Source organism: Phenylobacterium sp. (genome assembly GCF_030693625.1).
Taxonomy (GTDB): domain Bacteria; phylum Pseudomonadota; class Alphaproteobacteria; order Caulobacterales; family Caulobacteraceae; genus Phenylobacterium; species Phenylobacterium ferrooxidans.
On sequence record NZ_JAUYAF010000071.1, the window covers coordinates 14,799 to 38,651 of the forward strand.

Consider the following 23,853-nt stretch of genomic DNA (forward strand, 5'->3'; position numbering starts at 1 on the left):
TGCGATAGCGCGGCCCGGCGATTTTCTTTGCGCCCCGCCGGTCCGAGGAGCTCGCTCGAAGGGTTGGACCAGCCTTTGACGGGGGGCTCGACGACGGCCTCTTCGAATCCATCCCGCATAGCCCGCCACTCCGACCGGTGTTCCGTCATTGTCGCGCCACAGGTGCTCCGTATCAAACCTCAATACGGTCATGCGCGGCTCAGTTCAGGCGCCGTTCACGCCAAACTTGATTTGAAGGACGCAGGGGCGCTTAAGTCCGCCCAGAGGAACTACCCCAGGAGAGATCAGGACCATGAGGTCATTTGGAATCGGGCTTGCCGCGGCCCTGTTTGTCGCGGTGACGGCGCCCGCCGCCGTTGTTATGGCGGCCAAGAAGCCGGTCGAGGAAGTCACCGCCGCGTCCCGCACCCAGGGCATGGCCGAGGCCCCGGCCATCGCGAAAGCCGCCGGCATCGCCTGCACGGTCTCTGACGCCCGCTTCGTCGGCAAGATGAGCGACAAGAAGGCGAAGACGGACACCAGCTATTACGAGATCGATTGCGACAAGGGTCTCGGCTTCATCCTGTCGAACGTGACCGGCGCCACGCCGACCGCCTTCACCTGCGTGGAAGCCAACAGCCCGCAGCCGGACGGCAAGCCGTCGACCCTGCCCTGCAAGCTGCCGGGCAACGCCGATCCCAAGTCCGATCTGGCCGGCTATATCGCCAAGGCCGGCATCGCCTGCACCCCCGATCAGGTGCGCGGCATCGGCCAGAGCGCCACCACCACCTTCCTGGAAATCTCCTGTGCGGCCGGCGACGGCTACGTGCTGAAGACCAGCGCCCCGGCCGACGAGGCCAAGAAGGTCGAGGCCGACAACTGCCTGCTGTATGACGACGCCGCCAGCAACATCAAATGCACGCTGCACGACAAGGCCCACCGCATGGCCGTCGTGGACACCCTGGTGGTCCAGGCCAAGAACGGCTGCACCATCAAGGACCGCCGCTATGCCGGCGTGTCCCAGGCTGGCGCGATGTTCTACGAGACCTCCTGCACCGACGGTAAGGGCTATCTCTACAAGGTGGAGAAGGGCCAGCTCGCCCAGACCTACCCCTGCGAGAAGGCCTCCATGGTGATGGGCGGCTGCGAGTTGACCGACGCCAAGGAAGCCGAAACCGCCCAGGCCGGCCTCTACACCAAGCTGGCCAAGTCGGCGGGCTTCGACTGCGAAGTCTCCAAGTACGCCCCCTTCCCCTCGCCGGCCGGTCTGGACGTGGTGGAGATGGCCTGTTCGAACCGTCCTGACGGCGCCGTCGGCGTCTTCGGCGGCCCGGGCGTGAAGGCCGTGGTCCATGACTGCGCGCGCGCGCCGGTCGCCGGCTACCGCTGCTCCTTCACCAAGCCCGACCTGGCCTTCCCGCTGGTGACCGCCGACCTCAAGAAGATGGGCAAGAACGACTGCGCCGTCTCGGCCACCCGCTTCATCGGCAAGACCACCAAGGGCACCGGCTACCTCGAAGTGGCCTGCGCCGACGGCCTGAAGGGCTACATCGTGGAATACACCCCGAGCCCGATGTCCGTCGTGGGCGTCATCGGCTGCGCCTTCTCGAAGGAGTGCAAGCTGCCCGGCAACGTTTAACACTTAAGGCGTCCGACAAGATCGAGGCCCGTGGGTTCGTCCCGCGGGCCTTTTTCTTTGCCTAGATCGCGGCTTCGATGAACTTCGGGCCCGGCTCGGACATGGCGCGGGCGAAGGCGGTCTCGAACTCTTCGGCGGTCTCGCAGCGGACGGCGGGAAGCCCCATGCCCTTGGCCATCGAGACCCAGTCGATCTTGGGATCCCCGAGGTCCAGCAGCTTGGACGCCGAGGGCCCGGGATTGCCCGAGCCCGTGCGGCCCATCTCGATATTGAGGATGCGATAGGAGTGGTTGGCGAAGACCACGACGGTGACGTCGAGGTTCTCCCGCGCCATCGTCCATAGGCTCTGGACCGTATACATGGCCGAGCCGTCCCCATTCAGCGACACGACCTTGCGCCCCGGTGAGGCCACGGCCGCGCCAATGGCCAGCGGCATGCCGATGCCGATCGCGCCGCCGGTGAGCGCCAGCACATCGTGCGGTCGGGCGGTCATGCACGGCATGGCCACGCCGCCGCCCGAGGTCACCGAGTCGTCGCAGATGATCGCGCCCTCGGGCAAGTGGCGGGCGATGGAGATGCCGGCGCTCTGCGGGGTCATGCCGCCGGTGGGGGCGTGCTCCGGCAGCTTCAACGGCTGGCTCGGACCGGCGGCCGGCGCGCCCAGGGCGTCCGCCAGGGCTGCGAGGGCAGCCACCGTGTCGGTCTCACGGTCGGCCAGGCTGAGTGTGGCGCAGCCCTCCGGGACCAGGACGCTGGGCCGGTCGGGATAGGCGAAGAAGGCCACCGGCATGGTGGTGCCGGCATAGACCATCAGGTCGGTCCCCTCGAGGTCAGCCAGGGCCGCCTCGCCGAAATACTGCATGCGGGCGGGCGCGAAGATCCCGGCGCCACGCGGCTGGCGGGCCACGAAGGTGTCGGCCATGACCCGAACGCCGGCGGCCTGCAGGCGCGCAGCCTGGACCAGGGCCTCGGCGCGCACGGCGCGGCCGCCCACCAGGACCACCGGCTTGGCGGCGGCCTTGATGGCCTTGGTCACCGCCTCGACATTGGCGGCGTCGGGCGCGGCGAGTTTGGGCCGGGTGGCCAGGGCCTTGGAGATCTTGGTCTCCAGCCAGGCGGAGTCAGCGGGCAGGATGAGGCTGACGGGCCCCCCTGGCGGACCATAGCTGGCTGTGATCGCCTCCGCGGCGGTGGCGGCCACCGTGTCGGGGCTGTCGGCGGATTTCACCCAGACGGAATTGGCCGCGACGATGGAGGCGATGTCGGAGTTCAGCGGTGCGTCGTACTGGCGGTGATAGGTGGCGTGGTCGCCGATCACGTTGATGATGGGGGTATAGGCGCGGCGGGCGTTGTGCAGGTTGGCCAGGCCATTGCCGTAGCCGGGACCCAGGTGCAGCAGGGTGCAGGCCGGCGTGTCGCTCATGCGGCCATAGCCGTCCGCCGCGCCCGTGGCCACGCCCTCGAACAGGCACAGCACCGGGCGCATCTTCGGTTGGCGGTCGAGGGCCGCGACGAACTGCATCTCGCTGGTGCCGGGATTGGCGAAACAGGCGGTTACGCCGTTGTCCACGAGCGTCTCGATCAGGGCGTCAGCGCCGTTCATGTCAGAACACCATCACATCTGGAGAAGGGGGGTCGGCGAAAAGTTTCGTCACGGTCTGCGCGCGCCGCGAGCGGGCTAGCGCCTGAGCGATATAGCCCTTGTCGGTGATCTCGCCGGCGCCGGCGTCCGGTGGGCCGTCCAGCACCAGGGCCCGGCCGATGCGGCCGCCTGCGCCCTTGGCCCGGGCGTTGAAGGCCTCCAGGCCCAGGCGCACGGCGGCGGCGACAGCGTCGGGGGCGAGGTCGGGGTTGGGGTAGAACATCAAGCCGACGCCCTCCTGGTTCTCGCCGCAGACCACCGCGTCGGTGACCGCGTCGCCCACGGCCGAGACCGCGGCCACCCGCAGATCTCCGACCGTGACGAAGGTGCCGCTGGCCAGCTTGAAGTTCTCCGAGAGGCGGCCGTCAAAGACCATGCCCTGGGTTGGATCGGCGGGATCGACGAAGCGGGCCGCGTCGCCGAGCAGGTAGAAGCCCTCATCGTCGCGGCTCTGGGCCGTGAGGTCGGGGCGGCCGAGATAACCTAGGGTGATCTGGGGCCCCTTCACCCGGAACTCCAGCTTGTCGCCGCTGGGCGCCAGCTTCACCGTCGTGCCCGGCACCGGCAGGCCGATCAGGCCCATGCGGCCGTTGTGCCAGTGGACGGTGGCCGCCGTCGGCCCGGTCTCGGTGGCGCCGTAGCCGCTGGCGAAGGAGATGCGCTCGCCCACGGTGCGGACGGCGACGGCCTGGATGCGGTCATTGATCTCCTGGCCCAGGGCCGCGCCGCCGTACTGCAGCAGGCGGACCCGGGAGAAGAAGGTTCGCGCCAGGTCGTCGTCCCGTTCAAGTTCCCCGGCGAACAGCATCCAGCCGGCGGGCACCATGTTCTGGTAGGTGGGCGCGATGTCCTTGAGATTGCGCACGGTGTCGGCGAAGCGCCCGGCCACCGGCTGGCCCGCATCGATATAGACCGCCCCGCCCCGGTGGGTGGACATGTGCAGGATGGAATTGGCGCCCAGGCTGTGACTCCAGGGGGCCGAATTGACCATTACCGGCGGCTCGTCGTCCTCGAAGCAGGCGCGGATCTGGGCGGAGTTCCAGGCCATCCCTCGATGGGTGCAGATCACCGCCTTGGGCAGGCCGGTGGAGCCAGAGGTCAGCAGGTACTTGGCATGGTCATCGGGCTGGGCGGTGGGCGCGGCGGGCTGGGACTTCAGCAGGCGATCCAGCGGCACATCGCCGGGCCGCGGGTTCTTGCCGGCGATGACCGGCAGGCCGGCCAGGAACGGGGCCTCCAACGCCGCGATGAAGAGATCGGCGTCCTCGGTATAGATGGCGGCGGGGTTGAGCACCTCCACCGCGTGGGCCAGCCGCGAGAGGTTGGCGCCCGGCAGGCCGTATTGCGGCGAGACCGGCGCCACGGGCATGCCCTGGCTCATGGCCGCGTACTTGATCAGCGCGTGGTCGACCCCGTTGCGGGCCAGGATCAGCAGGGGACGCTCACTGACCACCCCCAGTTCGCGCAGGCCCCCGGCGATGGCGCTGACCGACCCCAGGGCCTCGGCATAGGAGATGGTCCACCATCCGTCGCCCGACCGCTCCGCCAGCCAGATGGCCGAGGGCGTCCTGGCCGCCCAGTGGGCCAGGGCCTCGGTGGTCGTCGAGAAGACCGTGGAATAGGGCGTCGGGTTTGAGACGATGATCTCGCCATTCTCCCGGTGCTCGATCTCGACGCGGCGCGGAGCGAAGCGGGCGTCGCGGAAAGGGGCGGTGGCGATGTTCAGCTCGGCGTCCATGCCCTAGGCTTATCGCTCCCGGTGCGCCGATGGAAAGCGTGAACCTTCAGGTCAGGGCCCCGAGCCGTCGCTCCAGATAGAGCCGCTCGGCCGGAGCGGGTCCGAGCGCAAGCGCCGCGTGGTAGGCGGCGGCCGCATCCTCCCTCAGGCCAGCGCGCTCGCAGAGCCCCGCGCGCGCCGCCTGATAAGGCAGCCAGTTGGTCAGCCGCCCGGCGCCCGGAACCGCGTCCAGAGAGGCCAGCCCCGCCGCCGCGCCGCTCGCCTCCCCCACAGCCACGGCCCGATTGACCCCCGTCACGGCGTCGGGCCGGAACAGGGCCAGGGCGTCATAGAGACCGACGATGGCCGCCCAGGGGGTGACACCGGTGTCCCTGCGCGACAGGTGCAGGCCGTGAATCCCCGCCAGCAGTTGCCGGGGTCCGGTGGCGCCGAGGTCGGCCGCAGCGTCTAGCAGCCGCGCGCCCTCGCCAATCAGGCCGCCCCGCCAGAGGCCCATGTCCTGCTCGGCCGGCGGGACCATGGCGCCCGCCGGGTCCAGCCTGGCCGGCCGCCGCGCTTCGGCGAAGCGGACCAGGGCGGCCAGGCCAAGCACCTCGCCCTCGCGTGGGATCAGCTCGGCCAGCAGGCCCGACAACCGTAGAACCTCCTGCGCGAAGCCCGCGCCATCGGAAGCCAGGGCGGCGTCCTCATAGGCCTGGGCGTAGGCGATTTCCAGGGTGGCCAGCACCGCCTCCAGCCGATCGGGCCACATCTCGCGGCCGGGAACCTCGAAGGGCACGCCGGCGTCGCGGATCTTGCGCTTGGCCCGGGTGATCCTCTGCAGCATGGCCGGCTCGGCCATGAGGAAGGCCCGCGCCAGCCGCTCGGTCGACAGGCCGCAGACCACCTTGAGCGTCAGGGCCGCGCGGGCGTCGGCGGCGATGGCCGGATGGCAGCAGACGAAGATCAGCCGCAGACGCTCGTCGGGGATGGGATCGCTGGCGGCGATCACCTCGTCCTCCGGGGTGGACGCAGGCTGCGGATCGTCAGGCGTCAGCCTCCGGCGAACCGCCGCCCGGCGCTTGGCGTCCAGCGCCCTGCGCCAGGCCGCGCGCCACAGCCAGGCCGCGGGGTCGCGGGGCCATTGCGCGCGCCAGGCCGGCACCGCCGCGGCGCTGGCCTCGGCGAAGGCCTCCTCAGCCAGGTCGAGGTCGCGCAGGCGGACGGCCAGGGCGGCCACCACGCGAGGCCGCGCCTCCGAGATCGCCCGCCCGAGGTCCACGGATCAGTAGGTCGCCACCGGCCGCACCTCGCACGACCCACCCGGCCGGATCGGAACCTGCCGGGCCCACTTGATCGCCGCGTCCAGGTCCGGCGCCTCGATCAGGTAGAAGCCGCCCAGGTGCTCGCGGGTCTCGGCGAAGGGACCGTCGTGCAGGGTCTGGCCGGAGGCCGAGGTCCGCACCGTGGTGGCCGTAGCCACCGGCTGCAGGCCCGCCCCCGCCTGCATCGCGCCCGCCTCGCTCATGGCCTTGGCGAGCGCCATGTGCCTAGCGGCCACGTCCATCAGGCTGGCCTGGCCCTCCGGGCCCTGATCGAGATCCTCGGGCTCGTAGACCAGAAGCATGTACTGCATCGAACTCCCCTTTCAGCGTGTCGTGTGGTGGAGAGACGCGCCGCCCCGGTCAAATTCGACAACCCTCGCGGAAATTCCGCAAGTCGGGTGATCAATCGCCCAGGGGGTTCTTGAGGATCTGTCGCAGGGTGCGCTTGGGTTTCTGACACACCATTCGGATCGCGGCCCACTCCGCCGGCGTGAAGGCCGGCGCGCCAGGGCGGGCGCGGGCGGCGCTCTCCCGGGCTCGGCTCAGGCTGTCGGGGTGGCTGGACATCAGCTCCCGCACCGCGCCGGCCTCCGCGCCCTCGCCCTTGGCGGCGATGCGCTCGAAGAAAGGCGCCATGCCCTGGGACGACAGGCCGTTGGCCTCCAGCAGTTGCTGACCGCGCACGTCGGCCTCGCTTTCCGCTGAGCGGCTGAAGCGCAGGTCGGCCACGGAGCCCGCCAATAGCACCGCCTGCTGGCCCGCACCGCTGCCGCCGCCCACCACGGCGTCCAGCACCAGGCCAAGGCCCAGGGAGCGCCACACCGCCTGCATCACGTGGCGCCGTTCCACATGGGCGGCCTCGTGGGCGATCACGGCGGCCAGTTCGTCGGGGGTCTTGGCCAGGGCGATCAGGTCGTCGGTGACCATCACGGCGCCGCCCGGCAGGGCGAAGGCGTTGACCATGGGCGCCTGGACCGCCCGGACCCGGATGTCGAAGGGGGTGTCGGCGGCGGCTTCCAGCCGCTGGCCAAAGGCGGCCAGCGCGGTCTGACCAGCGCCGGGGTCGCAGGGCCGGAAGGCGATGGAGAGCTGAGCCTCGAAGTTGCGGCCCATCCGCTCTTCGATGTTCGGTGGCGTGGCCCGCGCCAAGGGACCGGACGCCGCGGGCATGCCGATGAACACCACCGCGGCGATGGCCAGGCCGGCCACGGCCAGGCCCACCACCAGGCGCGCCTCCCGCTTCTGGTGGCGACGCTCGGCCTTGAGCCCTGCCCCGCCCCCGGAGGCGCGCCACGCGGCGGCGTCCAGGGTCAGGCGGCCGTCGCCCACCTTCGGATGCGACAGCCGCAGTCGGTCGCCCAGATCCTCAATCTGGAGATCGGCCAGAGACCAGACATGGGTCTCGCCATCGGCGTCGAAGCTGAGACGGTGGGCTTCCACCGTCACCTCGACCGGCAGCGACCGGGCCGTCAGCCCGTCATGGAACCTGGCCTGCACGGCCGGTCAGACCGTGGCCATGCCAAAGGCGTCGGCCAGGCCCTCGCCCATGCGCGGACCTCGCTCAGCCTGGCGCGCGGCGGCGAGATCGACCTCACCCTCACTGCGCAGCCGGCGGATCAGGAACTTCGCGGTTCGCGCCTCCATCACCGGCGTCAGGAAACCGAGGGTGAATGTCACCAGCGCCAGGTTGGTGAGAACAAGGCCAGCCATCTCCAGCCAGCCCACCTTGAAGCTGAATCGGGCGTCTTCCAGGGTGATCCCTGCGGCCAAGGTCCGCAAAATCGCCGCCTGATACGGCGCCGACAGCACGCTCAACACCACCGCCCAGGCCAGAATGGCGGCGTAGACGAAGGCGATGAAGGCTAGGCTGGGCTCGCTGGCCGTCTTCGGCATCATGTCCCCCGCCAGTGCGATGGCCACCCCCATGAAGACGAAGTAGCTCACGACGCCGCCGAGCCAGAAGACCGTGAACGGGCCGTAGAGGCCCACCTTCCGCGCCCGGTCGATGTCGAACTTGAATTCACGGTCGCCAAACCGCAGGCCGTTCCACAGGGGCGCGGCCAGCCGGCGCTGAGCCGCCGGCGCGAACCATCCCAGAGTGATGACGTTGAGCAGCATGTAGCCGATATAGCTCCAGGCGTAGCGCCACGGAGAGCCCGTCAGTGCGAACCGCACCCCGCGCCAATGGGTACGACTGGCCAGGTAGCGGAAGGCCGTGAACCGTCCAAATCCCATCAGGTAGAAAAGGACCAGGTAGACCGGCAGGATGATCAAGAACGCCAGCTGTGGCGCCAGGAACTGGGCGGTGAACACCACGATCAGCAGCGGCAGAACCACCAGCACCAGGGCCAGCAGGAAGCCCAGGAACAGCTCCTTGCCTCGGCCGGTATATTCGAAAGCCTCGCCGTTGAGGGAAACGCCGCTCCAGATCCGCCGGCGGACCTCGGTCTTCGCCCAGAACCGGTAGAGGGTCAGGGTGACGATGTTCAGCAGGCCGTTCTTGAAGCTCAGCCCGACGAACTTGCCGGGCGCCAGGTTCTCGCCGAACACGAGGCGCTCGCCGCGCGTCGACGCGGCGTCTTCGGATATCGACATGCAATCCCCCCCAACTCTTATGGTCAGGCTTGCACGCTAGGGGTGATCACGCAATCGCACTCGCGTGACGGGCAGGTTAGCCGCCGAGGGTCTCGGAGAACCGCACAGGCTCACCCAGACTGGGGGCGATCACCTCGTCGTCGCGCATCACCACCCGTCCGCGGATGATGGTGGCCATCGGCCAGCCGGTGGCCTCAAAGCCGTCGAAGGGGGTCCAGCCGACGCGGCTGGCCATGTCCTCGTGCTTGATGACCCGCTTGGCCTTGAGGTCGACGATGGTGAAGTCGGCGTCGTTGCCGACCGCCAGCCGCCCCTTGTCGGCCATGCCGAACAGGCGGTTGGCGCCGTGGCTGGTGAGGTCCACGAAGCGCTCCAGGGACAGGCGGCCGTTGGCGACGTGCGTCAGCATCACCGGCACCAGGGTCTGAACGCCCGGCATGCCCGAGGGTGAGGCCGGATAAGGCCGCGCCTTTTCTTCCTTGGTGTGGGGCGCGTGGTCGGAACCCAGCACGTCGGCGACTCCAGCGGCCAGGGCGTCCCACAGGCCGTCCTGGTGATGCTTGTTGCGGATCGGCGGGTTCATCTGGGCGTAGCCCTTCAGCCGCTCATAGGCCTCCGGCGCGGTCAAGGTCAGGTGCTGGGGCGTGACCTCGACGCTGGCCACGTCCTTGTTGGCGGCCAGGAAGATCATCTCTTCCTTGGTGGTGACGTGCAGCACGTGGATGCGCTTGCCCAGCGCCTTGGCGATGCGCACCAGGCGGTGGGTGGACTCCAGGGCCGAGGCCGCGTCGCGGACCTCCTCGTGGCTGGTCCAGTCGCCGGTGCGGGCGAGCGGCCGGCGCTCGGCCAGGCGGTACTCGTCCTCGGAGTGGAAGGCGGCGCGGCGGTTCACGTGGCGCAGCACCTGCTCGATGCCCGCGTCGTCCTGCACCAACAGGCTGCCGGTGGAGGCGCCCATGAACACCTTGATGCCGCAGCAGCCGGGCAGACGCTCCAGCTCGCCCAGGAAGACCGCGTTCTCGTGGGTGCCGCCGACATAGAAGGCGTGGTCGCAGTGCATGCGATGCCTGGCCCGCGCCAGCTTGTCGGCCAGGGAGTCGGGATCGGTGGTGGTCGGCTCGGTGTTCGGCATCTCGAACACGGCCACGACCCCGCCCAGCACGGCGGCGCGGGACCCGCTCTCGAGGTCCTCCTTCCACTCCAGGCCAGGCTCGCGGAAGTGGACCTGGGTGTCGATCACGCCCGGCAGGACCGCCAGCCCCTTGGCGTCGAACACCTCGCCCGCCGAGGCCTGCGAGAGGTCGCCGATGGCGACGATCTTGCCACCTCGAACGCCGACGTCGGAAAGGCCGCGGCCGGCGTGGTTCACCACTTCGCCGCCCCGGATGATCAGGTCGTAGGTCTCGCTCATCTTGTCCCGGTTGTCTTCGCCAGCAGGTCGCGCGCCGTGGAGACCACGGTGTCGACGGGGAGGTCCATCATGTGACACAGCGCCTGCTGGAAGCCAGGGTCAACAGCCGCGATGGTCGCGAAATCACGAGGGCCTCGGACGACCCGGGTGTCGGCGCCCCAGGGGCCGTAGAGGCTCTCATCCGACGGTCCGAACAGGCCGACCGTGGGGACGCCGGCCGCGGCGGCGATGTGCATCAGGCCCGAATCATTGCCGATGAACAGACGCGCGTGTTTCAGGCAGGCATGGGCGGTGAGCAGGTCCACCTTCCCCACCAGGTCGATGAAGCGGCTCTTGGGGACCACATTGCGCAGGGACTGGGTGGCCTGGGCGTCCTCGGGACCGCCCAGCACCATCAGCCGCGCCCCCGCCAACGGGCCCTCGTCGCCCAGCAGCTGGATGGCGGTCTGGGCGAAACGCTCGATGGGCCAGGTCTTGCCGACCCAGTTGGCGGACGGGGCGAGCGCCAGGATCGGCCCCTCGCCGGCGGTCAGTTCGGCCGCCGTCTGCTCAGTCTCGGGCGAGGTGAAGAGATAGGGAGCGGGGGGATCGTCCTCGATCTGCAGGACGCGGGCGGCCTCCACCACCTTGTGCACCGGCGTGGGCGGGCGCTTGAACACAGCCCGCCGGTCGCGCTTGAGGAAGCCGGAGATGGCCGAGCCACGCAGGTCCACCACCAGGCCCCAGTGGCGCTTGCGGACCTGACGCCACAGCCGGAACCAGTGACGGCCGTCCTTGGCCTTCTCAAAAACGATAATCTGATCGAGGTTCGGTACGTCGAGGAACAGCGGCGCGGCCACTGGGCCTGCGACGATGGTGAATTTCGCGTTCGGGATTTCGGACAGCAGTTTGCGGATGAGCCCGGACGAGAGCACAGCGTCGCCAATCCGCGTGGCGGTGATGAACAGAATCGGGAAGGACCCGGGGGTCATCGCCCCTGTATAGGCGTCCCGGCGCTGGCGCTCCACCCGTGCCATCCCTAACTTCCACCCATGACGACCGACCACTCCTACGCCGTTCTGAAGAGCCGCGCCCTGATCGCCCTCGGCGGCGAGGACTGGCGAGACTTCCTACAGGGTCTCATCACCCAGGATGTGGAAACGCTCCAGCCTGGTGAACTGCGCTTCGGAGCTATGCTGACCCCGCAAGGACGGCTTTTGTTCGACTTGTTCGTGGTGGGGCGGGAGGACGGCGCCTGGCTGGACGTGGAGGCCGAGCATCGCGCGGCCTTGATCCTGCGCCTGACCATGTACCGCCTGCGAGCCAAGGTGACCATCGCGACGGACGAGACACCGGTATCGGTGCTGTTCGGCGGGCAGGATACGCCACAGGGGTGGATGGCCGATCCTCGACTGGCGGCCCTGGGCTGGCGCAGCTACGGCGTGGCTGTCCCCGCCGGCGCCGCTGAGGTCGATGAGGCCGCCTATGACGCGCACCGCCTGGCGCTCGGCGTCCCCGGGCCCGCCGACTGGGGCAGCGAGAAGACCTATCCGATCGAGGCCAATTTCGACCTGCTGAATGGCATCGACTTCCACAAGGGCTGTTTCGTCGGCCAGGAGACCACCTCGCGCATGAAGCGCAGGGGCCAGATCAAGAACCGCATGCTGCCGCTGACCTTTGACGGCGCGGCGCCGGCCTTCGACGCTGAAGTGCTGACCGGCGACCGCCGGGCCGGGGAGGTGCTGTCTGGGCAGGATGGCCGGGCCATGGCCCTGGTGCGGCTCGACCGCATCGACGGCGAGCTGACCGTGGACGGCAAGACGGTGCAGGTGGATCGGCCCGCGTGGTTGCCGCTTTAGAGGAAGAAGGCCCGCAACGCCTTCAGCGTCTCCGCCGGGTTCTCCTCGGGAATGAAGTGACCGCTCTCGATGGCCTGGCCCTGGACGTCGTCGGCCCAATCGCGCCAGATCGCCAGGACATCGTACCAGGCGGCCAGCGCGCCCTTTGATCCCCACAGCACCTGGACCGGGACCTTGATCCTCGTCTTGCCTCGGTCGGCCTCGTCCGCCGCCACGTCGTAGGAGGCGCCGGCCCGGTAGTCCTCGCAGATGGCGTGGACCATGGCCGGGTTGGCCAGGCAGCGGACATAGTCGGCATAGGCGGCGGGATCGAACATCCCCCGCGAGCCCCGGAACAGGAAGTATTCCGGGTCGGCGCCGATCACCGTCTCCGGGAACGGATGGGCCTGGGCCAGAAAGGACCAGTGCCAGTAGGCGAGCGCGAAGGCCTTGTTGGTCCGCTTCCAGACGTCTGCGGTGGGGATGATGTCGAGGATCGAGAGTTTCAGCAGAACATCGGGGTGATCGAGGGCCAGGCGGTAGGCCACCCGCCCGCCCCGGTCGTGGCCAGCCAGGTTGAAGCGGTCAAAGCCGAAGTGGCGCATCAGGGCCACAGCGTCCCTGGCCATGGCGCGCTTGGAATAGGTTTCGTGGTCGGGCGTGGTGGCCGGAGCGGTGCTCTCGCCGTAGCCCCGCAGGTCGGGCGCGATGACCGTGAAGTCACGGGCCAGGTCGTCGGCCACCCGGCTCCACATCATGTGGGTCTCAGGGTAGCCGTGCAGCAGCAGGAGCGGCGGCCCCGAGCCGCCGTGGCGAACCCGCAGGGTCGCCTCCCCCACATCCACCCGCGACAGGTTGAAGCCTTCGAACGCCATCTGCTTCGGTCCCGCTTGATCGGCCGCCGCCGCGCCTGCGAAAAGATCGGCCATGAGTTCCGAACCGATTCGTTGCGGCTGGCGCGGCATGCAGGGCGATCCCCTGTACGAGGCCTATCACGACACGGAATGGGGCGTGCCGGAATACGATTCCCGCGCCCTGTGGGAGAAGCTGGTGCTGGACGGTTTCCAGGCCGGGCTCTCCTGGATCACCATCCTGAAGAAGCGCGACGCCTTCCGCGCCGCCTTCGCTGACTTCGATCCCGAGGTCGTCGCCCGCTATGGCGACGAGGACCGCGCCCGGCTGATGGCCGACGCCGGTATCGTGCGGTCCAACGCCAAGATCGACGCCGCCATCAACGGCGCGCGCATCTATCTGGACATGCGTGATGCGGGTGAGGACTTCTCCCAATTCCTGTGGAGCTTCACCAATGGCCGGGTGATCCACAACAGGTGGGAGGCCATCAGCGACGTGCCGGCCCAGACCGAGGTCGCCGTCCAGATGTCCAAGGGGCTCAAGCAGAAGGGCTTCAAGTTCGTGGGCCCGGTGATCGTCTACGCCTTCATGCAGGCCACCGGCTTCGTCAACGACCACCTCACCTGTTGCCACCGCCACGGGCCCGTCGCCAGGATGAGCGCCTGATGGCCAAGGGACCTGACATGCTGCTGGAGAGGGCCTGCCCCGGGCCGGTCTGCGGTGTGGATGAGGCCGGGCGTGGGCCCTGGGCCGGACCGGTCTCCGCCGGCGCCGTCATCCTCAATCCCCGCAAGATCCCCAAGGGCCTGAACGATTCCAAGAAGCTGACCGCCAAGCAGCGCGAGGGCCTCGAGCTGGAGATCAAGGACAAGGCCGTCGCCTGGGGGGTGGGCTTCGCCAGTGTCGAGGAGATCGCCGAGCTCAACATCCTGCACGCCGCGGGCCTGGCCATGTGCCGCGCCATCGGCGAGCTGGCGGTGGAGCCGGCCTTCGCCCTGGTGGACGGCAACTACCGCTTCAAGCTGCCCTGCCCCATTAAGACGGTGATCAAGGGTGACGCGATCAGCAGCTCCATCGCCGCGGCCTCGATCCTCGCCAAGGTGGCCCGCGACCGGCTCATGCAGGAAATGGACGGCCTCTATCCCGGCTACGGCTTCGCCGCCCACAAGGGCTATCACGCCCCCATCCACGTCGAGGCCCTGCGGACGCTCGGCCCCTGTGAGATCCACCGGATGGGCTGGGCGCCGGTGAAGCTGGCCTTGATGGGCGAACTGGTGAACGGCGAGCTTGATCTGTTGAATCAAGATTGACCCCCTCCCGCTCCGGCGGGACCACGCGGTCATGGACAATCCAGATCTCGCCCGCGCCTTCCTCGCCCAAGCCAACTCTTGCCGCGTCCTCGGCTCCCCCTTCCATGGCGACCTGCTGACCCTGGCGGCCGACGACCTGCAGGCCGGCGGCCCGGTCACAGCCCTGCTGGCGCCCTGGGCCACCACCGACTACCGCAAGCTGGTCGGGGACGCCGTCTGCCTCCGGCTCCTGGGATCGCTCCACGACCTGGTGCTGAGCGGCGACGATCCGGCCCTCGCGGCGACCTACCCGCAGCCCGGACGCGACGCCGACCCGGCGGTCGCCTGGATCGCCGCGCGGTCGGCGATCATCCGTCATGAAGACCGGCTGGCGGCCTTCATGACCCACGAGCCGCAGACCAACGAGGTCCGCCGCTCGGCTTGCCTGGCGCCGGGTTTCCTGACCATCGCCGCCGAGACCGGCCTTCCGATCCGCGCCTTCGAGGTGGCGGCCAGCGCCGGGCTGAACCTGAACTGGGAGAGATTCCGCTACCGGTTCGGCGACATCGCCTGGGGCGATCCGGCGGCCCGCGTGACGATGGACACCGAGTGGACCGGCTCAGCCCCGGCGGTCGACGCCCGCGTGGAGGTCATCGAACGCGCCGCCTGCGACCGCCGGCCCGGCGACCTGACCGACCCGGTCCAGCGCCGCCGACTGCTGGCCTATATCTGGCCCGATCAGTTCGAGCGGCTCGACCGCATCCGCGCCGCCATCGACCTGGCCCTCTCGCTAGGGGTCAACGTGGAGGCCGCCGACGCCGTGGCCTGGAGCGCCCGCGTCGCAGCGCCGCAGGCGGGCGCGGTCACCGTCCTCTATCACTCGGTTTTCTGGCAATACATGCCGCCGGAGAGCCAGGCGGCCCTGGCCCAGGTCATCGCCGACCACGGCGCCCAGGCCACCGCCGGGGGCCCCTTCGCCTGGCTGCGCATGGAGCCGCCGCCGGAAAGACTGTCGGGCATGGAGGTTCGCCTCACCCTCTGGCCGAGCGGTGAAGATCGGGTCCTGGCCCAGGTCCACCCGCACGGCGCGTGGGTTAAGTGGTTGAATTGATCGATTAACGCTCCGTTCACCACGTTTGGACACCTACCCTTCACTACGATGACTCAGGATTCCGTCTCCTTAGAAGCGAGGCGGACATGGGCGCGATTGCCACCAACACGGTCATCCTGGGCGACTGCATCGAGAGCTTGAAGAAGCTCCCGTCGAAGTCCGTCGATCTGGTCTTCGCCGACCCGCCCTACAACCTGCAGCTGGGCGGCGACCTGCTGCGGCCCGACAACTCCAAGGTCGACGCCGTCGACGACGAGTGGGATCGCTTCGACAGCTTCGAGACCTATGACCGCTTCACGACCGAGTGGATGAGCGAGTGCCAGCGCGTCCTGAAGGACGACGGCGCCATGTGGGTGATCGGCAGCTATCACAACATCTTCCGGGTCGGCGCCATCCTGCAGACCCTCGGGTTCTGGATCCTGAACGACATCGTCTGGCGCAAGTCCAACCCGATGCCGAACTTCAAGGGCACCCGCTTCACCAACGCCCACGAGACCCTGATTTGGGCCGCCAAGGGCCGAGGCTCGCGCCGCTACACCTTCAACTACGACGCCATGAAGATGGCCAATGACGACCTGCAGATGCGGTCGGACTGGACCTTCCCGCTGTGCACCGGCGAGGAGCGGTTGAAGGACGAGAACGGGGTCAAGGCCCACCCGACCCAGAAGCCCGAGGCCCTGCTGCGCCGGGTGATCCTGGCGTCCACCAAGCCGGGCGACATCATCCTGGACCCCTTCTTCGGCACCGGCACCACGGGCGCGGCGGCCAAGCAGCTGGGCCGCAAGTACATCGGCCTGGAGCGCGAGGAACAGTACGCGACCCTGGCCCGCGAGCGGATCGCCAAGGTGGTCCCCCTGACCGAGGCCGACCTGGAGACCATGGGCTCCAAGCGCCAGGAACCCCGCATTCCCTTCGGCCAGATCGTGGAGTCGGGCATGCTGCGCCCCGGCGACACTCTCTACTGCTCTAAGGGCGAGCGCTCGGCCCGGGTGCGGGCCGACGGCAGCCTGGTGATCGGCGACATGGCCGGCTCCATCCACAAGGTGGGCGCCATGATCCAGTCGGCGCCGGCCTGCAACGGCTGGACCTACTGGCACTTCAAGACCGACAAGGGCCTGGCGCCCATCGACGTCCTGCGGATGAAGATGCGCTCGTCCATGGCGCAGCTGGCAGCCTGACTCCAAAACGCCCGGCCGCCGTCCATTTTGTCTGGCGGTCGGTACATCGGCGGTTAAGCTCGGGTCCATGAACCCGCGTATCTACGTCCTGACCCTGGTGACCTTCGCCTTCGGGTCGGGAGCCTTCATCTTCGCCGGCCTGCTGGAGAGTCTCGCCGCCGACCTGGGGGTGACGACCGCCGTGGCCGGCCAGTTGCAGACGGTCTTCGTCCTGACCTCGGCGGTGCTGGGGCCGGTGGCGGCCTGGCTGTTCGCGCGGGTGGACCGCAAGATCATGGTGATGACGGCCCTGGCCCTGGGCGCCGCCCTGCACATCGCCTGCGCGCTGACGCCGAACTTCGAGGTGCTGATGGTGCTGCGCGCCCTGGCGGGCCTGGCCGGCGCCATGTCGGGGCCCGCCGCCAGCGTGGCCGCCGCGGCCCTGGTTCCACCCGAGCGCCGCGGCTCGGCCCTGGCGATGGTCTCGGGGGGCATGACCCTGGCCTTCGTGGTGGGCATTCCGATGGGCAGCATCATCGGCTCGGTCTTCGACTGGCGGGCCACCTTCCTGTTCGCCGCCGGCCTGTCCCTGTTCGCCCTGGCCGCCGTGGTGTTCTTCCTGCCCAAGGTGCCGGCGCCGCCGAAGCGCGAGGGCGGCGGCGACACGGTGAAGGTGCTGCTGCCGATCATCTGGCCCTTCTACCTGACCACCTTCCTGACCTTCGCCGCCAACATGACGCTAAACCTCTACATCGCCCCCATCGTGCGGGTCGGGGCGGGCGTCACGGGCGCCGGCGTCGGCGCCTTCCAGGCGATGATTGGCGTGGGCTCCATCGCCGGGCTGTGGCTGGGGGCGCGGGCCGCCGACCGGGCCGCCGGCCGGTCCTGGATCCTGCAGGGCTTCATGATCCAGGCCGCCGCCATGAGCGTGCACTTCGCCGCCACCCACCATGTCCTGCCCGCCGGCTGGCCGAGCGCGACCCTGGTGGCGCTGGGGATCTTCCTGGCGGCCACGGCCCTGTTCTCGATCACCCCGGTGATCCAATCCAGCCTGATCCAGGCTACCGGCGGCGCCCCCGTGGCCCTGGCCTTGAACGGCTCGGTGATCTCGGTGGGTCAGGCCCTGGGCTCGACCGTGGGCGGGGCGGCCCTGGCCACCTACGGGGTGCCGGCCATCCCGGCCGCGGCGCTGGCCATGTCGCTGACGGCGCTGATCACGCTGACCTTCCTGTTCCCCCGGGCCGCGACGGTGGCGGAGGCCAAGGCGGAGGCTGGCAAGGTCTGACCACATCGATAGCCTCCCCCTCGATGGGAAGGACTTCTAGAGCAAGTTGTTCAGCGCCGCCCTGGCCGCCTTCAGGAACACGCTGGGCAAGCCATCCAGATCGCGCCGCGGCGACCAGATCACGCCCTCGGCGGCGCCCTCGGCGCGGAGCAGTTTCAGGGTCAGGGTGAAGTGGGTGAAGCCGTGCTCCACCTCGCCGACATGGCGCCACGCCGCGTGGGCGGGGGCTGAGGCGCGAGCCTCCTCATCGCCGAACGGGTCGGCGCGCCAGTCGCTGGTGGGCAGGGCCAGCATGCCGCCCAGCAGGCCTTTTGGCGGGCGACGCACCAGGGCGATCTGGTCACCCCGGGTCAGGACATAGGCCACGCCGTAGCGGTGGGGCCGCACCGCTTTGGCGGTCTTGCGCGGATAGGTCTCCGGCGCTCCGGTGGCGAGCGCCGCGCAGTCGGCAGCCACCGGGCACCGATCACAGAGCGGCGACTTCGGCTTGCAGATCGTCGCGCCCAGATCCATCAGGGCCTGGGCCCAGTCACCGGGCCGCTCATCACGCACCAGGGTCTCCGCCAGCCGCTTCAGCTCCGGCTTGGCGTCCGGCAGCGGGGCCTCGACCGCAAACAGCCGCGAGATGACCCGCTCGACATTGCCATCCACGACATTGGTGGGCCGGTCGAAGGCGATGGCGGCCACGGCGGCGGCCGTATAGGGGCCAAGCCCCGGCAGGCCCCGCAGCCCCGCCTCGGTGTCGGGGAAAACGCCACCGTGATCGTTGGCCACGGCCCGGGCGCAGGCCAGCAGGTTGCGGGCGCGGGCGTAGTAGCCGAGCCCCGCCCAGGCGGCCATGACCTCGCCGTCCTGCTCGGCGGCCAGGGCCGTCACGGTGGGCCAGCGGGCGGTGAACTTGAGGAAATAGGGCGTGGCGTGCGGAACGGTGGTCTGCTGCAGCATCACCTCCGACAGCCAGACCCGGTAGGGGTCCTGGCGAACCCCCGCCCGGCCGCCCGCAGGCCCCACCCGCCAGGCGAGGTCGCGCGCCTGGTCGTCGTACCAGGCCAGCAGCCTGGCGCGGAGGACCTCGGGGTTCATTCCGCCTGGCGCTTGAGGAGGAACAGCGCCGTCAGGCTGATGAGGGCCGCGCCGCTGAGATAGTAGCCGACGGGGACGAGACCGCCGCGGTCGGCCAGGGCCTGGGCGATCATGGGGGCCAGGCCGCCGCCCAGGATGCCGCCGACATTGAAGGCCACCGACGCGCCGGTGTAGCGGACGCGCGCGGGGAACAGGCCCGGCAGGAAGGCGCCGAGGGGTCCATAGACCAGGCCCATCATGACCAGGGCCAGGGACAGGAAGCCCCAGATCAGCCAGAGCGAGCCGGACCCCATCATCGGAGCCAGCAGGAAGCCCCCCGCCACCGTGGCGATGCAGCCGGCCATCAGGACCCGGCGGGGGCTGGTGGCGTCGGCCCAGTAGCCGGCGGCGATGATCCCCGCGGCCATGAAGCCGATGGCGCCAAGCTGCACCCCCAGGAAGGTCTCTCGGCTGTAGCCCAGCTTGGTCGTGCCATAGCCCAGGGCGAAGGCGGTGGTCAGGTAGAAGATGGCGAAGCAGCAGACCACGGCGAAGGTGCCGGCCAGGGTCTGCAGCGGATAGTTCTTGAGCAGCTCGCCCAGGGGCGCCTTGGCGGGCGGGGCCTCCTTCATGGCTTCGGCGAAGGCCGGGGTCTCGGTAAGCTTCAGCCGGACCCAGAGGCCGACGCCCACCAGGACGATGCTGAGCAGGAAGGGAATGCGCCAGCCCCAGGCCAGGAACTGCTCCGGCGTCAGCAGCACCCCCAGCAGCAGGAAGAGGCCGTTGGCCGCGACGAAGCCGACTGGTGCGCCGAGCTGGGGGAACATGCCGAAGCGGGCGCGCCAGCCAGGCGGGGCGTTCTCCACGGCCAGCAGGGCCGCCCCGCCCCACTCGCCCCCCAGTCCGAAGCCTTGGCCAAAGCGCAGCACGCACAGCAGGAAGGGCGCGACCCAGCCGGCCTGGGCGTAGGTGGGCAGGAAGGCGATGGCGAGCGTGGATCCTCCCATCAGCATCAGCGAGGCGACGAGGGTCGACTTGCGCCCCAGCCGGTCGCCGAAGTGGCCGAACACGGCGGCGCCCAGGGGCCGGGCGAAGAAGGCGAGCGCGAAGGTGGCGTAGGCGCTCATCAACTGGGCCGAGGGCGAGGCCACCGGGAAGAACAGCTTGCCGAACACCAGGGAGGCGGCGGTGGCGTAGATGTAGAAGTCGTAGAATTCGACCGCCGTCCCCACCAGGCTGGCGGCCAGGATGCGGCGGTGCGAGGCCGCTGGCTTGGTGTCGGACATGGTTTCGGCCCCCCGATTGTTGGGGCCGGTGATTGCGACCTGGGGACGGGGGCGTCAAGGCGGGCGGGAAAGGAAGAGGAGAACCACGAACCTCTTCGGACTGGTGACCGACGGGGCTCCGACGCTGTAAGCTGCGCCCATGCCCAAGCGTCCCCTGCCCACCGCCGCGGAGGCGGCCTTTATCCTGTCGCGGAAGCGGACGCGGCCGCAGCGGCGGCCGCCGCCGGCGGCGGGGCGTGGCCTGTCCAAGCTGCTCAAGGATCTGGACGCACGGTTCGGCCAGGGGCCTGGCGCCCTGCAGGCGCGCTGGAAGGAGATCGTCGGCGAGCAGATCGCCAAGCGCACCGAGCCCGTGAAGCTGTCGAAGGTGAAGGCCGGCGAGCCCGCCGCCCTGGAGATCCGGGTGGCCGGGGCCGCCGCGGCTCTGATCCAGCACCAGGCGCCGGAAATCGTGGCCCGCGTGAACCTGTTCCTGGGGGCGGGCGCGGTGAACAAGCTGCGGATCGTCCAGGGGCCGCTGCGCAATGTGAACCCCGAGAGCGTGCGGCCTGCGCGCCGCCCCCTGCCCCCGCTGGACGCTGGAAAAGAGGCCGAGTTGGCCGCCAGCCTGGCCGCCGAGCCCGACGGCCCTCTGAAAGCCGCATTGCTGAGCTTGGGTCGGGGCGTGCTGCGCGATCGACGCACCCGTTGACTTTGCCCCCGGCCTGGGGGGAATCGCGCTTTAATCTTTCATTCGGAATTCCGTAGAGGGCTCAAATGCCGAACTTCAGCCGTCGCCTCCTCGTCGTCGCCGCCCTGGGCGCCCTCGCCCTCGCCGGCTGTTCCCAGGGCGGGGCCAAGACCGACGCCGCCGACATGACCCTGGGCGACCCCAAGGCGGCGGTGAAGATCACCGAATATGCCTCGGCCTCGTGCACCCATTGCGCCACGTTCCACAACGAGGTCTTCCCGGCTCTGAAGGCGAAATATATCGACACCGGCGAGGTGCACTACACCTTCAAGGAATTTCTGACCCCGCCGGTGGAGGTGGCCGCCGCCGCCTTCCTGACCGCCCGCTGCGCCGGCAAGGACAAGTATTTCAGCGTCCTCGACGCCGTGTTCAAGGCCCAGAACGAGATGTTCACCACCGGGGACATGCGCGGCGTCCTGCTGCGGGTGGCCCAGTCGGCGGGTATGACCGAACCGCAGTTCAACGCCTGCATCACCGACGAGACGGCGCTCAAGGCCTTGAATGACCGCGTCGAGAAGGCCTCCCGCGACGAGAAGATCAGCTCGACCCCGACCTTCCTGATCAATGGCGAGAAGCTCAAGGAAGGCGAGGCCTCTCTGGCCGAGTTCGACGCCGCCATCGCCGCCGCCCAAGCCAAGAAGTAGGAAGGGCCCCGCACCTCAGTGCACTTCCAGCGGCTTCGCCTTTCGGGCTTCAAGTCCTTCGTCGATGCGACCGAATTCCGCATCGAGCCCGGAGTCACGGGCATCGTCGGACCAAACGGCTGCGGCAAGTCGAACCTGCTGGAAGCCCTGCGCTGGGTGATGGGCGCCAATTCCGCCAAGGCCATGCGGGCCGGCGGTATGGACGACGTGATCTTCGCCGGCTCCGGCGGGCGCGCCTCGCGCAACCATGCCGAGGTGACGCTGACCATCGACAACGCCGACCGCCGCGCGCCCTCGGCCTTCAACGACCATCCGGTGCTGGAGGTGGTGCGCCGCATCGACAAGGGCGAGGGCTCCACCTACCGGATCAACGGCCGCGAGGTGCGCGCCCGTGACGTGCAGCTGCTCTTTGCCGATGCGTCCACCGGTTCGAATTCTCCGGCCCTGGTGCGCCAGGGGCAGATCTCCGAACTGATCGCCGCCAAGCCGCAGAACCGGCGGATGATCCTGGAGGAGGCGGCCGGCGTCTCGGGTCTGCACACCCGCCGCCATGAGGCCGAACTGCGGCTGCGGGCGGCGGAGACCAACCTCACCCGGCTGGAGGACGTGGCCAAGGAGCTGGAGAGCGCGCTCAACCGGCTGAGGCGCGAGGCGCGGCAGGCCGACCGCTACAAGAAGATGTCGGCGGAGATCCGGGCCCTGCAGGGCGCTGTCCTCTACGCCCGCTGGAACGAGGCGCGCGGGGCGGCCGAGCGGCTGCAGGCCGAGGCCGCCGAGGCGATCCGCGCCGTGGAGGAGACCGCGCGCGAGGCGGCCGCCGCCACGACCCGGGCCGCCGCCGCCGAGGAGCAGATCAAGCCGCTGCGGGAGGCCGAGACCATCGCCGCCGCCGTGCTGCACCGGTTGGCCATCGACCGGGACCGGCTGGAGCGGGAGGGCGAGGCCCTGGCCGCTGAGGTGGAGCGCCTGACAGGCGATGTCTCGCGCATCGACGCCGACCGGGCCCGCGAGACCCAGATGGTGGAGGACGCCCAGCTGGCGCTCAGCCGCATGGCTGGTGACCTGGAGGCCCTGGAGGCCGCCATCGCCGCCGCGCCCGAGCGGGCGCCGGAGCTGGAGGCCGCGTCCCGCGCGGCCGAGGCCGCCCGCGTGGAGGCCGACGCCGCCGTGGAGGCCCTGGCCGCCCAGGCCGCCGCCGAGGAGGCCCGCCGCAGGGCCGGGGCCGCGCGGGTCGAGGAGGCCCAGGGCCGGGTGAACCGCACCCGCCGGGCGCTGGAACAGGCGAAACACGAACGCGAGCAGATCGGGCCAGCGGTCAATCCGCAGGCCGCCGAGGCCAAGGCCGAGCTGGAGCGCGCCGAGGCGACCCTCGCGGCCCTGCGCGCCGCCCTGGAGGCCGCCGAGGACGAACGCACCAAGGCCCAGGAGGCCGAACTCGCCTCCCGCGAAGCCGCCCGCAAGGCCGATGAACAGCTGGGCCGCCTGACCGCCGAGGCCCGCGCCCTGGCCGGTATCGTGGCCCAGCAGAAGCGCGGCGGGTTCACCCCGGCCCTGGACGAGGTTTCCCCCGACCGCGGCTATGAGCAGGCCCTGGCCGCGGCCCTGGGCGATGATCTGGACGCGGCGCTGGATCCCAAGGCGCCGGCCTTCTGGGGTGGGCGTGACGCCCAGACGCCGCAGTGGCCCGAGGGCGCGGCGCCCCTGGGTCCGCTGGTGAAGGCGCCGGGCGCCCTGGCCGCGCGCCTGGCCTATGTGGCCCTGGTGGCCCGCGCCGACGGCGACCGCCTGCAGGGCGGCCTGCAACCCGGCATGCGGCTGGTGTCCCGGGAAGGCGACCTCTGGCGCTGGGACGGCTTCACCGCCCGGGCCGACGCCCCCAAGCCCGCCGCCGTGCGCATGGAGCAGAAGACCCGGCTGGCCGAGGTCGAGACCGAGATCGAGACCCTGGAGCCCAGGGCCAAGGCCGCCCGCGAGGTGCAGGCCGCCGCCAACGCCCGCGTGCGCGCCGCCGAGGAGGCCCTTCGCGAGGCGCGCCGCCAGCCCCAGGCCGCCGAACATAAGGTGACGGCCGCCCGCGCCGTTCTGGAGAAGCTGGACCGCGAGGCGACGCGCCGCGAGGCCCACGCCCAGTCCTTGGACGACGTCATCCGCCGTTTCGAGGCTGAGCTGGCCGACGCCGAATCGATCCTGCGGGTGGCGCAGTCGGAATCGGCGGAGGACACCGCCGTCGGTGACCTGGCCGCCAAGCTGGCCGCCGCCCGCACCGCCGCCGGCCCTGCCCGCGAGGCGGCCGCCGAGGCCCGCAGCGCCAT

21 protein-coding genes are annotated in these 23,853 nt (G+C 70.0%); 10 read left to right on the top strand and 11 right to left on the bottom strand.

Features of this window, described 5'->3' with window-relative positions:
* Positions 1-292: 292 nt before the first annotated feature.
* Positions 293-1,618 (top strand): hypothetical protein, encoded by a 1,326-nt coding sequence (locus Q8N10_RS16285; protein WP_304777403.1) that lies wholly within the window; start codon positions 293-295, stop codon positions 1,616-1,618.
* A gap of 61 nt (positions 1,619-1,679) precedes the next feature.
* Here the strand turns inward: Q8N10_RS16285 and Q8N10_RS16290 are convergent, their stop codons facing one another.
* From Q8N10_RS16290 to Q8N10_RS16325, 8 genes are all read right to left on the bottom strand, one after another.
* Complete coding sequence (locus Q8N10_RS16290) at positions 1,680-3,221, bottom strand: acetolactate synthase large subunit (RefSeq protein ID WP_304777404.1); 1,542 nt, start codon at positions 3,219-3,221, stop codon at positions 1,680-1,682.
* A 1-nt stretch (position 3,222) separates the two neighbouring features.
* Positions 3,223-4,998, bottom strand: a complete 1,776-nt coding sequence (locus Q8N10_RS16295; RefSeq protein ID WP_304777405.1) for a feruloyl-CoA synthase — start codon at positions 4,996-4,998, stop codon at positions 3,223-3,225.
* A gap of 46 nt (positions 4,999-5,044) precedes the next feature.
* A complete protein-coding gene (locus Q8N10_RS16300) occupies positions 5,045-6,259 on the bottom strand; it encodes an RNA polymerase sigma factor (protein ID WP_304777406.1) in 1,215 nt (404 codons plus the stop codon).
* A 3-nt stretch (positions 6,260-6,262) separates the two neighbouring features.
* Positions 6,263-6,613, bottom strand: coding sequence for a YciI family protein (locus Q8N10_RS16305; protein ID WP_304777407.1), 351 nt, complete (start codon positions 6,611-6,613; stop codon positions 6,263-6,265).
* Between the two features lie 91 nt (positions 6,614-6,704).
* The gene (locus Q8N10_RS16310) at positions 6,705-7,799 is read right to left on the bottom strand and encodes a M48 family metallopeptidase (RefSeq protein WP_304777408.1); all 1,095 of its coding nucleotides are present in this window, start codon (positions 7,797-7,799) and stop codon (positions 6,705-6,707) included.
* A 6-nt stretch (positions 7,800-7,805) separates the two neighbouring features.
* Positions 7,806-8,897 carry a YjgN family protein gene (locus tag Q8N10_RS16315; protein WP_304777409.1) on the bottom strand — a complete coding sequence of 364 codons (1,092 nt, stop codon included), beginning with the start codon at positions 8,895-8,897 and terminating at the stop codon, positions 7,806-7,808.
* Between the two features lie 76 nt (positions 8,898-8,973).
* Positions 8,974-10,308, bottom strand: coding sequence for a dihydroorotase (locus tag Q8N10_RS16320; RefSeq protein ID WP_304777410.1), 1,335 nt, complete (start codon positions 10,306-10,308; stop codon positions 8,974-8,976).
* On the bottom strand, positions 10,305-11,324 hold the full coding sequence (locus tag Q8N10_RS16325) for a glycosyltransferase family 9 protein (RefSeq protein ID WP_304777411.1): 1,020 nt from the start codon (positions 11,322-11,324) through the stop codon (positions 10,305-10,307). The genes Q8N10_RS16320 and Q8N10_RS16325 overlap by 4 nt, the downstream gene beginning before the upstream one ends.
* A 15-nt stretch (positions 11,325-11,339) precedes the next feature.
* On the opposite strand from Q8N10_RS16325, the gene Q8N10_RS16330 reads away from it, so the two are divergent.
* Entirely contained in the window at positions 11,340-12,146 is an 807-nt protein-coding gene (locus Q8N10_RS16330; RefSeq protein WP_304777412.1) for a folate-binding protein YgfZ, read from the top strand.
* On the opposite strand, the gene Q8N10_RS16335 is transcribed toward Q8N10_RS16330, so the two are convergent.
* Positions 12,143-13,054, bottom strand: a complete 912-nt coding sequence (locus Q8N10_RS16335; RefSeq protein WP_304777413.1) for an alpha/beta fold hydrolase — start codon at positions 13,052-13,054, stop codon at positions 12,143-12,145. The genes Q8N10_RS16330 and Q8N10_RS16335 overlap by 4 nt on opposite strands.
* Between Q8N10_RS16335 and Q8N10_RS16340 the strand changes: the two genes are divergently transcribed.
* From Q8N10_RS16340 to Q8N10_RS16360, 5 genes are all read left to right on the top strand, one after another.
* Positions 13,053-13,643 carry a DNA-3-methyladenine glycosylase I gene (locus Q8N10_RS16340; RefSeq protein WP_304777414.1) on the top strand — a complete coding sequence of 197 codons (591 nt, stop codon included), beginning with the start codon at positions 13,053-13,055 and terminating at the stop codon, positions 13,641-13,643. The two genes, Q8N10_RS16335 and Q8N10_RS16340, sit on opposite strands and share 2 nt — an antisense overlap.
* Complete coding sequence (locus Q8N10_RS16345; protein ID WP_304777415.1) at positions 13,643-14,287, top strand: ribonuclease HII; 645 nt, start codon at positions 13,643-13,645, stop codon at positions 14,285-14,287. The genes Q8N10_RS16340 and Q8N10_RS16345 overlap by 1 nt, the downstream gene beginning before the upstream one ends.
* Before the next feature lie 31 nt (positions 14,288-14,318).
* Positions 14,319-15,377, top strand: a complete 1,059-nt coding sequence (locus tag Q8N10_RS16350; RefSeq protein WP_304777416.1) for a DUF2332 domain-containing protein — start codon at positions 14,319-14,321, stop codon at positions 15,375-15,377.
* Positions 15,378-15,463: 86 nt separating this feature from the next.
* Positions 15,464-16,555: a site-specific DNA-methyltransferase gene (locus Q8N10_RS16355; protein ID WP_304777417.1), complete on the top strand. Its 1,092-nt coding sequence runs from the start codon at positions 15,464-15,466 to the stop codon at positions 16,553-16,555.
* A gap of 67 nt (positions 16,556-16,622) precedes the next feature.
* Positions 16,623-17,819: an MFS transporter gene (locus tag Q8N10_RS16360; RefSeq protein WP_304777418.1), complete on the top strand. Its 1,197-nt coding sequence runs from the start codon at positions 16,623-16,625 to the stop codon at positions 17,817-17,819.
* Positions 17,820-17,855: 36 nt separating this feature from the next.
* On the opposite strand, the gene mutY is transcribed toward Q8N10_RS16360, so the two are convergent.
* Both mutY and Q8N10_RS16370 read right to left on the bottom strand, forming a co-directional pair.
* Entirely contained in the window at positions 17,856-18,902 is a 1,047-nt protein-coding gene (mutY, locus tag Q8N10_RS16365) for an A/G-specific adenine glycosylase (RefSeq protein WP_304777419.1), read from the bottom strand.
* Positions 18,899-20,167 (bottom strand): MFS transporter, encoded by a 1,269-nt coding sequence (locus Q8N10_RS16370; protein ID WP_304701562.1) that lies wholly within the window; start codon positions 20,165-20,167, stop codon positions 18,899-18,901. The genes mutY and Q8N10_RS16370 overlap by 4 nt, the downstream gene beginning before the upstream one ends.
* A gap of 139 nt (positions 20,168-20,306) precedes the next feature.
* Between Q8N10_RS16370 and Q8N10_RS16375 the strand changes: the two genes are divergently transcribed.
* The 3 genes from Q8N10_RS16375 to Q8N10_RS16385 form a co-directional block, all read left to right on the top strand.
* The gene (locus tag Q8N10_RS16375; RefSeq protein WP_304777420.1) at positions 20,307-20,858 is read left to right on the top strand and encodes a DUF721 domain-containing protein; all 552 of its coding nucleotides are present in this window, start codon (positions 20,307-20,309) and stop codon (positions 20,856-20,858) included.
* A 65-nt stretch (positions 20,859-20,923) separates the two neighbouring features.
* Positions 20,924-21,541, top strand: coding sequence for a thioredoxin domain-containing protein (locus Q8N10_RS16380; protein ID WP_305663958.1), 618 nt, complete (start codon positions 20,924-20,926; stop codon positions 21,539-21,541).
* Positions 21,542-21,559: 18 nt separating this feature from the next.
* On the top strand, positions 21,560-23,853 hold a 2,294-nt coding region (locus Q8N10_RS16385), incomplete at its 3' end, for an AAA family ATPase (protein ID WP_305663959.1).

Excerpts from the sequence above, each read along its gene's own strand:
- Q8N10_RS16285 (WP_304777403.1), top strand. The coding sequence starts at position 293 with ATGAGGTCATTTGGAATCGGGCTTGCCGCGGCCCTGTTTGTCGCGGTG.
- Q8N10_RS16290 (WP_304777404.1), bottom strand. The coding sequence starts at position 3,221 with ATGAACGGCGCTGACGCCCTGATCGAGACGCTCGTGGACAACGGCGTA.
- Q8N10_RS16295 (WP_304777405.1), bottom strand. The coding sequence starts at position 4,998 with ATGGACGCCGAGCTGAACATCGCCACCGCCCCTTTCCGCGACGCCCGC.
- Q8N10_RS16305 (WP_304777407.1), bottom strand. The coding sequence starts at position 6,613 with ATGCAGTACATGCTTCTGGTCTACGAGCCCGAGGATCTCGATCAGGGC.
- Q8N10_RS16315 (WP_304777409.1), bottom strand. The coding sequence starts at position 8,897 with ATGTCGATATCCGAAGACGCCGCGTCGACGCGCGGCGAGCGCCTCGTG.
- Q8N10_RS16320 (WP_304777410.1), bottom strand. The coding sequence starts at position 10,308 with ATGAGCGAGACCTACGACCTGATCATCCGGGGCGGCGAAGTGGTGAAC.
- Q8N10_RS16325 (WP_304777411.1), bottom strand. The coding sequence starts at position 11,324 with ATGGCACGGGTGGAGCGCCAGCGCCGGGACGCCTATACAGGGGCGATG.
- Q8N10_RS16330 (WP_304777412.1), top strand. The coding sequence starts at position 11,340 with ATGACGACCGACCACTCCTACGCCGTTCTGAAGAGCCGCGCCCTGATC.
- Q8N10_RS16340 (WP_304777414.1), top strand. The coding sequence starts at position 13,053 with ATGAGTTCCGAACCGATTCGTTGCGGCTGGCGCGGCATGCAGGGCGAT.
- Q8N10_RS16335 (WP_304777413.1), bottom strand. The coding sequence starts at position 13,054 with ATGGCCGATCTTTTCGCAGGCGCGGCGGCGGCCGATCAAGCGGGACCG.
- Q8N10_RS16345 (WP_304777415.1), top strand. The coding sequence starts at position 13,643 with ATGGCCAAGGGACCTGACATGCTGCTGGAGAGGGCCTGCCCCGGGCCG.
- Q8N10_RS16350 (WP_304777416.1), top strand. The coding sequence starts at position 14,319 with ATGGACAATCCAGATCTCGCCCGCGCCTTCCTCGCCCAAGCCAACTCT.
- Q8N10_RS16355 (WP_304777417.1), top strand. The coding sequence starts at position 15,464 with ATGGGCGCGATTGCCACCAACACGGTCATCCTGGGCGACTGCATCGAG.
- Q8N10_RS16360 (WP_304777418.1), top strand. The coding sequence starts at position 16,623 with ATGAACCCGCGTATCTACGTCCTGACCCTGGTGACCTTCGCCTTCGGG.
- mutY (WP_304777419.1), bottom strand. The coding sequence starts at position 18,902 with ATGAACCCCGAGGTCCTCCGCGCCAGGCTGCTGGCCTGGTACGACGAC.
- Q8N10_RS16370 (WP_304701562.1), bottom strand. The coding sequence starts at position 20,167 with ATGTCCGACACCAAGCCAGCGGCCTCGCACCGCCGCATCCTGGCCGCC.
- Q8N10_RS16375 (WP_304777420.1), top strand. The coding sequence starts at position 20,307 with ATGCCCAAGCGTCCCCTGCCCACCGCCGCGGAGGCGGCCTTTATCCTG.
- Q8N10_RS16380 (WP_305663958.1), top strand. The coding sequence starts at position 20,924 with ATGCCGAACTTCAGCCGTCGCCTCCTCGTCGTCGCCGCCCTGGGCGCC.